General features: G+C 35.0%; 13 protein-coding genes. 3 read left to right on the plus strand and 10 right to left on the minus strand.

Going from position 1 to position 12404, the window contains the following annotated elements; genetic code table 11:
- Positions 1-258: 258 nt before the first annotated feature.
- A complete protein-coding gene (locus tag ACLFMM_RS06435; protein WP_410807896.1) occupies positions 259-405 on the minus strand; it encodes a hypothetical protein in 147 nt (48 codons plus the stop codon).
- Between the two features lie 439 nt (positions 406-844).
- Here ACLFMM_RS06435 and ACLFMM_RS06440 point away from each other — a divergent pair, with 439 nt between their 5' ends.
- From ACLFMM_RS06440 to ACLFMM_RS06450, 3 genes are all read left to right on the plus strand, one after another.
- Positions 845-997 carry a hypothetical protein gene (locus ACLFMM_RS06440; protein WP_410807897.1) on the plus strand — a complete coding sequence of 51 codons (153 nt, stop codon included), beginning with the start codon at positions 845-847 and terminating at the stop codon, positions 995-997.
- A 486-nt stretch (positions 998-1483) separates the two neighbouring features.
- Positions 1484-1954, plus strand: coding sequence for a GxxExxY protein (locus ACLFMM_RS06445; RefSeq protein ID WP_410807898.1), 471 nt, complete (start codon positions 1484-1486; stop codon positions 1952-1954).
- A 136-nt stretch (positions 1955-2090) separates the two neighbouring features.
- Positions 2091-2588 carry a glycerophosphodiester phosphodiesterase gene (locus tag ACLFMM_RS06450; protein WP_410807899.1) on the plus strand — a complete coding sequence of 166 codons (498 nt, stop codon included), beginning with the start codon at positions 2091-2093 and terminating at the stop codon, positions 2586-2588.
- 1 nt (position 2589) lies between these two features.
- On the opposite strand, the gene ACLFMM_RS06455 is transcribed toward ACLFMM_RS06450, so the two are convergent.
- The 9 genes from ACLFMM_RS06455 to ACLFMM_RS06495 form a co-directional block, all read right to left on the minus strand.
- Positions 2590-4038 (minus strand): type IV pilin N-terminal domain-containing protein, encoded by a 1449-nt coding sequence (locus ACLFMM_RS06455; protein WP_410807900.1) that lies wholly within the window; start codon positions 4036-4038, stop codon positions 2590-2592.
- A 17-nt stretch (positions 4039-4055) separates the two neighbouring features.
- Positions 4056-4826, minus strand: coding sequence for a hypothetical protein (locus tag ACLFMM_RS06460; RefSeq protein ID WP_410807901.1), 771 nt, complete (start codon positions 4824-4826; stop codon positions 4056-4058).
- Positions 4827-4859: 33 nt separating this feature from the next.
- A complete protein-coding gene (locus ACLFMM_RS06465; RefSeq protein ID WP_410807902.1) occupies positions 4860-5330 on the minus strand; it encodes a hypothetical protein in 471 nt (156 codons plus the stop codon).
- 8 nt (positions 5331-5338) lie between these two features.
- A complete protein-coding gene (locus ACLFMM_RS06470) occupies positions 5339-6184 on the minus strand; it encodes a hypothetical protein (RefSeq protein ID WP_410807903.1) in 846 nt (281 codons plus the stop codon).
- A 12-nt stretch (positions 6185-6196) separates the two neighbouring features.
- Positions 6197-6814 carry a hypothetical protein gene (locus tag ACLFMM_RS06475; RefSeq protein ID WP_410807904.1) on the minus strand — a complete coding sequence of 206 codons (618 nt, stop codon included), beginning with the start codon at positions 6812-6814 and terminating at the stop codon, positions 6197-6199.
- A 2-nt stretch (positions 6815-6816) separates the two neighbouring features.
- Positions 6817-7290 (minus strand): hypothetical protein, encoded by a 474-nt coding sequence (locus ACLFMM_RS06480; RefSeq protein ID WP_410807905.1) that lies wholly within the window; start codon positions 7288-7290, stop codon positions 6817-6819.
- Between the two features lie 32 nt (positions 7291-7322).
- The gene (locus ACLFMM_RS06485) at positions 7323-10580 is read right to left on the minus strand and encodes a FlaD/FlaE family flagellar protein (RefSeq protein WP_410807906.1); all 3258 of its coding nucleotides are present in this window, start codon (positions 10578-10580) and stop codon (positions 7323-7325) included.
- 71 nt (positions 10581-10651) lie between these two features.
- Positions 10652-11482 (minus strand): diaminopimelate epimerase, encoded by an 831-nt coding sequence (gene dapF / locus ACLFMM_RS06490; protein ID WP_410807907.1) that lies wholly within the window; start codon positions 11480-11482, stop codon positions 10652-10654.
- Between the two features lie 75 nt (positions 11483-11557).
- The coding region (locus tag ACLFMM_RS06495) for a tRNA sulfurtransferase (RefSeq protein ID WP_410807908.1) at positions 11558-12404 on the minus strand (847 nt) is incomplete at its 5' end.

Below are 12404 nucleotides of genomic sequence, written 5' to 3' on the forward strand. Positions count from 1 at the left end.
AGGATAACCCCGATGGTGAAGGGTCTATGTTCTGGATCAGCGTTGAAAAAAGCCGGTGAAAAATTGATGTTTATTGTCTAGTTGGCTATATCCAATTGATAAAATTATTTAACATCTATACCGGTAATGTTCATGTCCAGTTAATGGCTAATTTCCATTGATAAAGAGTATATGAATTAAGAGATTGATTATTTCTAATGTAATTATGATAAGCTATTAACATATTTGTAAATTTTCAGTTCATAAAGTGAATCAGGGTTATATAGCCGTGTATAGGAACCAATATTCTCTGACAAGCTGTACTTTGGTCTCGTCCACTACTATGGTGTCTGGTAAATCACCATCATACGACTGTACGCACCAAGCGAATTTCTGAATCCAGTAATGTATTCCTCTGTAACTCATCAGTTTAGACATATACGATAATTGTTCTAAGGTATTCCTCAGACTCAATCCTTGATGATACGGAAGTATGGAAAATGCTATGGTTTTTATATCCCTTCTCTTCCTTTCCACGAAAGGTTTAATATCTACCAGTATTAAATCTAATAATGCGTTTAGGTTAATTTTTTAATCTCCCTTAAATAGGGGATGAATCTCCTATTTATTTATTAACTAAAGAGTATTTTTTCACCAATGGTTTATTAATCGCTGTTAGAAATATATTTACATGAACAAATTTTCCTTTTGTCACTCAAAAACGGGACAGCCTCCCTTGGGCTTTTTTTATTACTGACACCAATTATTTGCAAAACCCCTCAAACTGCTTTTAAGACCTCGATTAATATGGGTATTGATGAGAACACAGAAGAACTTACAGTTCCTGTAATAGTATTATATAAAGTTGAAGGAGATATGTTGTCAGTCAAAGGATTATGAAGAAGGTGAACACGGCGGTATAGAATGGACACGGATATATCTCTTCGACCCAAATGGTAACAGATACGAAGTAAACAATTCAGTCACTATGGAAGGGTCTGAAATAGATACAGGATAAACATTTTACATATTTCATTATGAACATGAAGATGGAGATTACTGGATAACAAATGATAAAGACAGAATAACCAAATTGATTGACCGGATGAAGACGATTGGGGCGGTGGTGGGGGATATTTTGAACCTGCTGGAAAATGTCGTTTATTAATGATTGAAGATAAAAAGAACTTGTACTGGTGGATACTAAAGTTAGAAATCCTAGTAACTGAACAGACGAAAATATATTATCTGGGTGTACTGCAGATATATTAACCAGTTTTTTGATAGGACAAATTTTATAAGTAATGTCTGTAATGGTTCTTGCTGTTGTAACAATAAATAAACAAATAGCATCAGCATTTTACAAAACTATTAACCAAACAGATAATATTAAACCATGCTAAAAGCCGTTACTTTTATTAAAACATTTGAATTCATTAAAACCCAAGAAACATTTACAAGTATCGTAATTTATATCCTCGGTTTAATCGCTGTTCTACTTCTTTTGGTAGTTATAAAAAACAAAATTTCCAGGTTGAGAACTGATAGAATCTTTTACAATATATCCGATTTTCTGGAAAGTGAGACATCTTTTAGATACGGCAAACACAAAACTGAAAAGGATTATCAGCAAAACCTTGAAGGTAAACTTGCGGTTTTGACCGAGAGACACGGTTACAACATCAGATATGAAGCAGTACCAAAAAACAGCAAATACAGGGTGGATTTTGTCATCGAAAACCTTGTCGGGAGAGAGATGAAATTCTATCAGGGTGGAATCAAGATTGAAGAGCAGCTTTGCAGACAGATAGTAAATTACTCAAAATATTATTCCAGAATGATTGGGCTAGTCTTAAACAATACACACAAAGATAACCAGGAATTAAAAGCAGAAATTGAAGGTGAACTCAAAAAACAGGATGAAATTGATAAAAGCAATTACAAAGTAATTGTTAAAAGTATAGGTAAAAGATAATACAGGAAATTGAACTTCATAATTGAATTTATATATCTTCATAACTATAAGATGTTTTATGGATGTTGAAGGACTTTTAAAAAATACGTGATATGTATTCAGAGATAATATTGTTGCACTTATAATCGGTTCAATAGTGGCTGTTATCGGTTCAATATTAATTGTAGCCATCGCACCATTGTTCTATGGTCTTACCTACATGACATTTAAAGGTATAAAAGGTGAGAAAGTAGAAATCAATGATATATTCGAAGGATTTCACCATTTTGTTAGAAGCTGGATTTTTGCAATAATTGCAGGAGTACTTCTATTCGTTGGATATATAGCTTTTGTAATCCCTGGTATTATCCTGTCAATTTTGTTAATCTATGCACTGCCGCTTCTTGTTATAAAGGGTTATGGCGGTATCGATGCCATCAGAGAAAGTATCAATTACAGCCGGGAAAACCCAGCGGATACACTGGTACTGTTTGTTATTGGTGTATTCATAAGCTTTGCAGGAGGAGCGATACCGTTCGGATTTATTTTATCACTACCCTATACAACCATTTTATACACGATGGCGGCAAACAATCTCATAAAAGAACATGAAATACATGATATATATCCTGAAACTGAATTTGTTGGTGGATGATTTAATAAACATCCGCCTTCAGTTCATTTTTTGTTACATGAAGGTAGGTGATAGATCCTGGTATGCTATCATATCCTAAAGTAATGGTAGATACATCATAATTTATTGGGTCTGCATTAGAGTTACCTGACGTAGGTTTAGGTATTATATCAAATATCACTGAACCGTCTTCTGTTATAAATTTCATATAATGTTGTGTCACATTATCTAGTGAGAGAGGGTCGTCAGGGTCGTTTTCCCATGTAAAATAGGTATTTTCTTGATATTCCATCATTAAATCGTTAGACACAAGGTCTACATAGGATGATTCGTTCTTCTTTTGACCTGTTGTATTAAATCCATCTTTACTAGACCAACGTTCTTCTATTGTGTCATCTGGTGTAGTATCTGTATAAATAATTTCCAGATCTATTGGATCCTTCCAGTTACCATCTTTCTTTAATTTGTAGGTTAGTGTTTTATTTCCTGAAGTTGCAGTTATATTATGGTTAAGGTTGCTTAGACCCTGACTGCTTTGTGCACCTCCTGCATGGAGATAAAATGAAAAATTATTCATAGGCTCATCTTTAGATGTATTAAGAGCACCTACTTTAAATTTATCAGTTAATGTTGATGTGCCCTGTGAAGGTATAGTTTCAAGTTCAATTACAGCGGTATTGTTTTCATCATCTACTGTTGCACTGCTGTATGTCTGTGATTCGGCATAATCAGCCCATGCTTTGTAATATTTACTTTTTATGTATACAAAGATTTTATCGGATTTTAGAGGATTAGTTCTATTATTATCACTCGTGGTGTTTGGATACAGTACCATCGGCATGTTATCAGAACTTACCGATAAACTGACCTTACCACTGCCACTGACAGAAGATTCACCATTTATTTTCATCAAAGGAAGAGTAAGAGTTTCACCATTATAATGGAATTCAGGAGGTGAAACCATTATAGCATTGCCTTCAGGATATTTCGACCATACTCCTCCCCCTTCATAAGCTATTTTCCGGTTATTTTTTGTATACTCAATTGAACCAAGAGAACAGTTGGATTTTATAAAACCGCTTTCATTAGTGAAATTATCCCAGCTTCCCCATTGGTGACGTACTTTTTTAAAATCATTATACCAGTCCGCATCTATATCAGTACTTATAACAACCATCTTGCTCTCATTGTAATCCTCTGTATTACCATCTACACTAATGGTTCCACCCATGATAGATATATCAGTTGTCTGTGTAGGTGATTCTCCAAGTGCTACCTTGCTTGTCCTTGAATCCAGTACCGTTAAACCCTGTTCCACACGCAGTGCTTTAGCGTTATCTTCCAATTCATTTATGGTAGGATAACTGTAAACCATCATTGCACTTATAGAAATCATGGTGATCCCCAGTATCAGCACAATACCTATTACCGAGGATACAGCATCATTGGATTTTACAAATTTCAAACTCATATTGTTACACATCCAGGTCATTCAATTGTAGCACTTATTGGTGAATAGATGATATGTACATCTATATTATCTGTATAATTTTTATGTGCATTTATAGTATTATTAGCATCATATACAGTTACATCCATTCCCAATGCATTATCAAAATACGTTCCCCAGCCCTGATAATACTGGCTTGTAACTTTGATATCAATTTCTGAAACATTTTGATAACTATATACATTGGAACCCCCACCATCAGATACCACCCGAACAATACCCTGTCCTGACCGGCTGGATGAACCTGAAACCAACGTTATAGGTACTACTAAAACCTCACCGTTGAATGAAAAACGTGGCTGTGTAATTGCTATTGATTTCCCTAAAGGATACTTTGCCCATGTACCGGTATTTTCATAACATATTGAAGTTCCTTCATACTCATTCTCAATCATTCGCATTTGCCTTTCAAACGTCCGGTATTCATAACTATCAGTAGTAGAATTCCATTTCTTTGCTGTTATATTTATCAAACTGTTCCCGATAATGGAAAGTGAGCCACCACTCATCTTTAGTTCAACCGATTGAGAAGGTGCGTTATCAAAAACGATTTTATTAATATTTGTAGCGAGTACAGAATAACTCTGCCTGATATTTTCTGTGTGTTCTACTTCCTGCATATGGTCAATAAGCGGAAAACCAGCTACACCGATTACAGTTACCGCCAGCAACATTACACCAAGCAGAATTACAAAATCAACAACCTCAGAAACTGCATGGTCTGATAATCTAAACGTTTTTAATGACATGGTTACAAATTTTAAATCTTATTAATATATTATTCAATGCACCTCTATAAGGTTTTTGGATGAGTTATACAAGAAGTAGTGGTTGGTGGAAGAACTGTGTATAGTATTAGATTCCAAATCAGCACTCTTTATCGTATAGGGTATCTTGACCATAACCTGATTCTGGGACTTAAAAGTTATCTCATTCGATTCATTGGAAAAATTGACAGAATAATATTCACCTGCAACTTTGTCAGGGATAGTGAATTCGTATTTTAAATACTCGATATTGCCGCCAGAAAATTTTGTTTTAGTGATGGCTGTGTCAACACTTGTTAGCTGGAATGCAAGGTCATTTCCATAGGTTTCAAACTCTTCACGGGTAACTGTTCTTTCAGTCTGGTCCATCATGGAAAAAAACGAATTCATAAGCATTATAAACGCTATTACAGATATTGAGAAGATTAATATCGAACCAACAGATACTGATACTGCATTATCATCTTCCTGCAATTTTTTAATCATAATTTCACCTATGGTAGAGTAACCGGTACAATGGCACTGACCTGTTTTGAACTTGATGATAAATTAATATTTAACCTGGTGACTTTGTATCTTTTAATCATGAATTTCTGTTCATTAATTAGATTCCCAGAAATTTTCATCTGTCCTATCAAATAGGTTCCATTGACAATTTTTAATTTATATTCATCATCATTTGTACAATCCTCAAAATGAAACGAAAATGAATTTCCATCGATTGTATTATTTGTTATATCCATATGATAAATATCACTTGTATTAGACGATATTACACCAGTCTGGTTTTTAACAGTAACATTAACTTTTCCACTTTCATTATACAATCCAACAGACCAGATTTTGGTGTCTGTCTGGTTTATAGCTGAAATTTTGAAAGGATTATTTTTATTCCCCAGTACACTGGTATTGGATAGGTCCAGTAAAAACTCATCTGTTGTGTTGATATTATCAACGACAGTCCAGTTGGGATTTCCAGATTTAATCCCGTTATCTGTTAAATAAGCCTCTTCAACGCTACTGTTTTTAATGGATATAGACAGTCCTGAATATGCATATAGGTTAGATATATTTTGAGTATAACCAGACATGTATTGGTTGAAAACGGCTGGATTAAATGATTGGTTATCTGTAGCATTTATATAGGCGTCACAAGCTGCATCTGAACTCATATCTATGGCGTTTGACAGGTCAAAACGATATGTATCAATACTTGATTCTGATGCCATGTTGCTTGAGTAGATTACATTGTTTAACATAACTGTCAAAAACACAATGCCTACTCCAATCGCAAAACCGGTTATTAGTATCATTTGAGCAGAATCATCATTATTAAACATTGTATCCTCACTTCAAATACGCCATAAAGTAAGTTGTATATCAACAATATTATATAAATCAGTTGAATTATTCAGATTGTTTATTCCGGTAGCAGATGAAAATGTAGAAGTGTTTGATATGTCAGGATTTGATAGGACTATTTTTCTGGATATTATTACAGCATTGTCAGAAGGTTCACCATTGTATATATAAGGTGAACTGTACCTCTCACCATTTTCTTTAATGTAGGTGAAATGTACGTTGTGAGCAATTCCTCGTTTTACTGCTATGATTTCTAGGGTTTTAGCTGTTGAACTATTCAATTCTTTACTTTGATTAGATTTAGATATGTATGAGCTTCCGTTCCATATATATACATCACCGTCCCAGTTCAACAGGTCATTTTTAAGCCGGGAGTCCTGTTCATATTCTGAATGGTCAAGTGAATTTATGATGTCATAACCCTGGGTTTTTAGTTGTGTTTCTATATGTGTATTGGCTGTAGATGAGGTAAGTGGAGTTAGTGATGTTGCCTGTACTGCAAAAACGACTACTGTCACCATGATAATTGCAGCCATAACGGCTTCGAGTGTATGCATCTGACCTGTTTCATCATTTGTAAAACTGGATAGTAATTTAACAATACCCATATTTACCATATCCTGACCGATAACATCCGGGAATTTAAGTTGTTGTCATCTCCCCTGAAAATCACAACCCGCTTAGTTTGACCTATATTACCATGGGATGGTAAAGGGTCACCAGTAGAACGCATTATAGATGTATTGTTTTTCAGAGTAACATTGAGATTGTAATTAAAATACGAACCATTCAATCCGAGTTTATCATGATATTCACTACTGTTATTGAAAAAATCGTCAATTTTATTTTTATCTACAAAATTTGTTGTAGATTCATTATTATCACTCAGTGTATTTTCAACAAGCATCGTTGTTGTCCTGTCTGCTATCAACGTCACTTCATTAGAATTGGATTGCATCGGTGTGAAAAGACCTGGAGAATACTGAAACACAAAAAACACCGCAAATATGAAAAAAATTATAGCTATTAGATAATCAAGAGTTAACTGTGCTCTATCATCATCAAATTCGTTTTTTCTTTTCATGGAACCAAATTTTATCATTTTTGGATTTATACTTATGTATTTTCCTTTATCTGATCAACATCTTTTTCAATATTTTGGAGTGAATCAAAATCAAAATTGGATCCCGCAAGTTTCTGGATAAACCAGATAGATTTTATATGGTCTTTTTTTGTAAGTTTCCAATCTGATTTTTCACTGGTTTGGTTAATGCCTTCAGAATATCTGAGCAATTCCCGCCGTATATTTTCACTAATCCAGCCCAAGTCTCTGTAATAGGTTAACACCTCATCAAGATTATTGCCGCCTACCTGATTCATCAGGTATTTGAGCCATTCCATACAGATTCTCATACTAAACGAATTTTTGGGAATATGTTCCAGTTGCACATTCTTACCGTGAGTATCAGTTTTGGGCCTTGTATTGTCGGTATTTACAACAGATGATTGTTTTAAATCTTCAAAAGAATTTGCAAGTGATTGATTTTCCTTGTGATTTCTCTTAACTGCATTTTTAATAACATATATTTCATCTTCAAATTTTGAAAGGGATTTATCCCTATATTTTGTGCTTTTTTCGATTTCTGAAATCTTTGAATCAATTGTATCTATTTTGGAGACTTTATCATATAGGTCGGAAAATTTGGATTCATAATCATCATTAACCTCATTAAGATGCGATAAAAGGTCTTTATAGGAGTTGTACATATCAGAAATACTCTGCTGTATATTTGACAACTCTGCTTTGACATCCTGATTATCAGACTGGGCACTGTCAAGAGCTCCTTCAATTTCATCGATACGGATTTCTATTGAACTTACTTTTTCATTACTATCAGAACTAATACCAAGTGTATCCTGCAGGTTTTTGAGCTGGGATTCGATGTTATCTATCCTTTCACTTGTAGAATAATAGGTGTTATCAATTTTTGATTCAAAATCTTCAGTTCGCCTCTGCATTTCCCTGAGACTTTCCTCCAGCTCGTCCACATTATTAGAAAGGTTTTGCAGGTCATCAGTGACTTTTTCTACTCTGTTCGTAGATCCATCAACCTTGCTCTGGAGTTCCTGAAGGTTACCAGCCTGATTGGTGGAAACTCTGGATGCAATATAATCCATATACTCCTTACTGTAAACCTTATCAATTTTTTTATCAAATACATCTTTAACCTGTTTTTGGTGTTCATAGAGTTTTTTATTGACCAGTTTGTCAACCTGTTCAAAACTCAATCCTGCCGGTTGTTCGGTAAATTGTCCTTGACTATCAAAACCAACTGTAGATGTGTCGAATTCTAGATCTTCTTTAGAACCTGTAATTTCATCACGGAAATGTTTCATTCGTTTTTTCAATCCACCCCGTTGAGTAATACTTTCGAAAAAACCGGATATTTTACCAATTTTTGATATTTTTCCTTTTTCGCCTTCATCTATTTCCTGTTCAAACGGAGGAACAAATTCTGATGTAGCTTCTTCTTTCTCTTCTTCATCTATTTCTTCTCTCACTTGTTCCATCTGATCTTTCAGACTTTTGCGATTGGATGGACCTTTAATAAGAACTTCAAAAGGTTTCAATATTTTCACAAATTTAGGTTTTATTTTTGCTAAATTTGAGAATCTGGATTTTTCATCGGGTGCATCAAATTTGTTATATGATGAGTATTTATCAGTATCCTCCGGCTCTTCTCCTGTGTCCTCCATTTCTTCCGGTATTCTGGGTTCAAATAAAGGAGGATGTGTTATATCATCATGACCAGAGCCGCTTTTGTATGACTCATTGACTTGTTTATTTGAACTAAAAGTCTTTTTTCTGATAGTTTTAAATTTATTTTTAAAAGATGCTATTAAGTCATTAAATTTATCGGTGTACGTAGAATTTTTTGTGGTATCGGTTACAGGTTCAAATGATGGTTGTTGCTCTGGTTGTTTATTGGTTGCTTCAACTTTTGATTCTTCCTGTAAATTTTCGCTTTCAGATTTATTGCCCAAACCTTCAAATGATACAGTATTTTCCGATTCATCTGATGGTGGATGTTCATAATCGTCAGCAAGAACTGTCCCATATTCAAAATCCTGGCCCTGCGAAGATAATGGAGTTTCTGCAGAAAAATCACTATATTCTGCAGAACCTTTTGTATTTTGAGTGTTTTGAATTTGGAAATTGTCAAACTTTTTGCGTAACTGCCCTATACTGTCTGTCAAGCTTTTGTCATAGGATATATTTTGGATTTTATCTCTGAATGAATCAATGGATTTTTCTTCATCTACTGATTTGTTTGTTGGTTTTGCTACCAACAGATCATCTGATTGCACTTCACCCAGCTGGTCGAATATATTCCTGCGCTGAGTCATGGTCTTAAATTTGTTTTTAAAAGATGAGGAAAACTTATCTGATTTATCAGATACATGACCGGATTCAGGACCTGATTCATGTGATTGGTCATCGGACACATTAGATACCTTGTTGGAACCAGTTCCGGATTCAGCGTTCAAGTCATCCTCTGCAACGGATTTAGTATATATTTCTTCTGGTCCAGATTCAGATGGTTTTTTTGTGTCTAAATCATTAATATTTGTATTGATGGAGTATTTATTTTCATCAGAGGATGTTGAACCTTTATCAAATGAGAGGTCAGGATGTAGACGTTGTTCGTCCAATGGTTTATTATCAGTACCAAACATCTCATCAGATGATTCATCAACATCTGGAACTGAATTATCTCTATTTTCAGTGCTACCTGATACAATATTATTTAAATCGGGTAATTCATCAAAAGGTGGGGGCTTTGTAGTTTCAGATTCAGCAGAATATTCATTTTCATCAGAATAAGCCTGCTCTGAAATCTCAATTTCTTCCATGGGTTCGTTATTGAATGCATTTTTGAGAATATCAGGTGTTTGTTCAAAAGAAGGAATTTTATTCTCTTTTGATTCATCAGACGTATTATCTGTACTGTTTTCGGTATTTCCGGATATGATGTTCGTCAGGTCGGGAACATCATCAAAAGATGGTGATTCGTTTTTTTCAGGAACAGAATCATCCTGTACATCGGATTCAACAGGTTCTAACTCATCAACTTCTTCCATGTGTTCATTATTAAATGCATTAAGAATAACATCAGGCGCCTGTTTAGATGTTGATGTTTCATCTGAACTGTTAGTAGAGCTATTATTTTCGGTATTTTTTGATGCCAGAGTTGATAAATCAGGCACCTCGTCGAATGATGGAGGTTCGGGTGGACTTCCATCCTCATATATCTGATTGTCATCATCATTATGATTCTTATTTTTTTTCTTATCCCATGGAAGCTCGCTCATAATTAACCAACTTATAAAGTTATAGTGAAACCATATAAAATGTTCTAAGTAATTATAATAATGTTAAATTTTTATTTAAAGATTACTCCTTTATAAATTGTTTTTGCAGGACCTTCCATGTACAGAAAACCGTTGTCTTCAAGCTCGATGTTAAGCACTCCTCCTTTCGTATGAACCGATAGCGGATTGTTTACTTTTTTCAGCAAGTTAGAAATGTATGCCGATGCAACAGAACCGGTTCCACAGCTCAATGTTTCATCCTCTACACCACGCTCATATGTCCTGATAGTTATTTGATCTTCAGAGTCAACCTTTACAAAGTTCACATTGGCTCCGATTGGGAACATCTGGTCAAACCGTATTTTGGGTGATATATCCAGTATATCCAAATCCAGATCATCTACAAATATAACTGCATGTGGTACACCGGTGTTTACTACCGAAACCGGGTAACCATACAAATTGATATTGATAAAATCATCTTCAGGGTTCCCCTTTGCTGGGATATCAGAGCGTTTTACCAGTGGTTTGCCCATGTTCACTTTGACCCAAAAACCATTTTCATCTTCACGGGTTTGAACATGATATGTATCTGCGATAGTTTCCACAGTAGCTTCACCAAGACCTATATAACCGCTGTCATAGGCGTATTTTACAAGGCATCGTATACCGTTGCCACACATCTCAGCCTCTGACGCATCCGGCTGCATCAATCTCATCTTCATATCAGCTCTGTCCGAACCGGAAATATAGAGGACACCATCAGCACCGATACCGAATTTACGCCTGCAATATTTAACTGCAAAATCAGCTTTTTCATTTTCAGGTATGATTTTATTTTCGAATTCATCGATTACAATAAAATCGTTACCATTACCATGTAATTTTGTAAATTCTATCATACAATTAGAATTACTGTATTTATATAAAAAATCTTACCCGTAAAAAATAACCATAACGCTATTGAAAATAATAAATTAAAGTTCTACAATCTTTGCATTTTTAATCGCTTCTTTAACCAAAGCATTGATATCAATTTTTTCTTCTTCTGAAATAAGAGAATTGTAATCAGCCCTGACTTCCGGGCGGTCAGGTAGTGCAAAACATTCTCCTACAGATCTTGTAGAAATCTCAAAAGTACCTATATTTCTGGCTATATCAATGACCTCTTCTTTATCAAAAGATATCAAAGGATGGTACAGAGGAATTGCAAGACCATACATTTCTGCATACATATTTGCAACTGTTTGTGACGCCACCTGCCCAAGAGCTGCACCTGTTATGATTCCTTTTGCACCCTCTTTTTTCATAATCTCATGAGCCTCAATATACATCGACCTGCGACACAGCAAGCAGGTTTTTTTGGTTGTGCAATAATCGGTGAATGTTAACAAATCTTTATGATGAGGCACTTCATACACCTTGAATGAGTGACCAGCAGCCCATTTTTGCAGGACTTTTATACAATCCATTGCACGTTTACGCATTTTTGTATTATGAGGTTCATTGTTGAAATAGACCGGAATAATCGTCACGCCACGTTTCATCATTCTCCATGCAGCAACAGGAGAATCGATCCCTCCAGATATAAGGGCTACCATTTTACCCTGGGATCCAAGCGGCAGTCCACCTACTCCTTTAACGATGCTGGTATGGATATAGGCGTATTTTTGCCGCATTTCAACAAAAATTTCTCTGTCAGGATTTGTCAGGTCAACTGATGGGTTTTTACCTGCAGAGCCAAGTATACTGTATACAGCATCTCCACATATTACTCCGATATCATGGGATGAAAAATCATGATTTCCTGTTCTAGTCGCCCTG

This window comes from Methanohalobium sp., from assembly GCF_046546175.1.
GTDB lineage: Archaea > Halobacteriota > Methanosarcinia > Methanosarcinales > Methanosarcinaceae > Methanohalobium.

Excerpts from the sequence above, each read along its gene's own strand:
- dapF (WP_410807907.1), bottom strand. The coding sequence starts at position 11,482 with ATGATAGAATTTACAAAATTACATGGTAATGGTAACGATTTTATTGTA.
- ACLFMM_RS06480 (WP_410807905.1), bottom strand. The coding sequence starts at position 7,290 with ATGAAAAGAAAAAACGAATTTGATGATGATAGAGCACAGTTAACTCTT.
- ACLFMM_RS06435 (WP_410807896.1), bottom strand. The coding sequence starts at position 405 with ATGAGTTACAGAGGAATACATTACTGGATTCAGAAATTCGCTTGGTGC.
- ACLFMM_RS06475 (WP_410807904.1), bottom strand. The coding sequence starts at position 6,814 with ATGGGTATTGTTAAATTACTATCCAGTTTTACAAATGATGAAACAGGT.
- ACLFMM_RS06465 (WP_410807902.1), bottom strand. The coding sequence starts at position 5,330 with ATGATTAAAAAATTGCAGGAAGATGATAATGCAGTATCAGTATCTGTT.
- ACLFMM_RS06460 (WP_410807901.1), bottom strand. The coding sequence starts at position 4,826 with ATGTCATTAAAAACGTTTAGATTATCAGACCATGCAGTTTCTGAGGTT.
- ACLFMM_RS06455 (WP_410807900.1), bottom strand. The coding sequence starts at position 4,038 with ATGAGTTTGAAATTTGTAAAATCCAATGATGCTGTATCCTCGGTAATA.
- ACLFMM_RS06470 (WP_410807903.1), bottom strand. The coding sequence starts at position 6,184 with ATGTTTAATAATGATGATTCTGCTCAAATGATACTAATAACCGGTTTT.
- ACLFMM_RS06485 (WP_410807906.1), bottom strand. The coding sequence starts at position 10,580 with ATGAGCGAGCTTCCATGGGATAAGAAAAAAAATAAGAATCATAATGAT.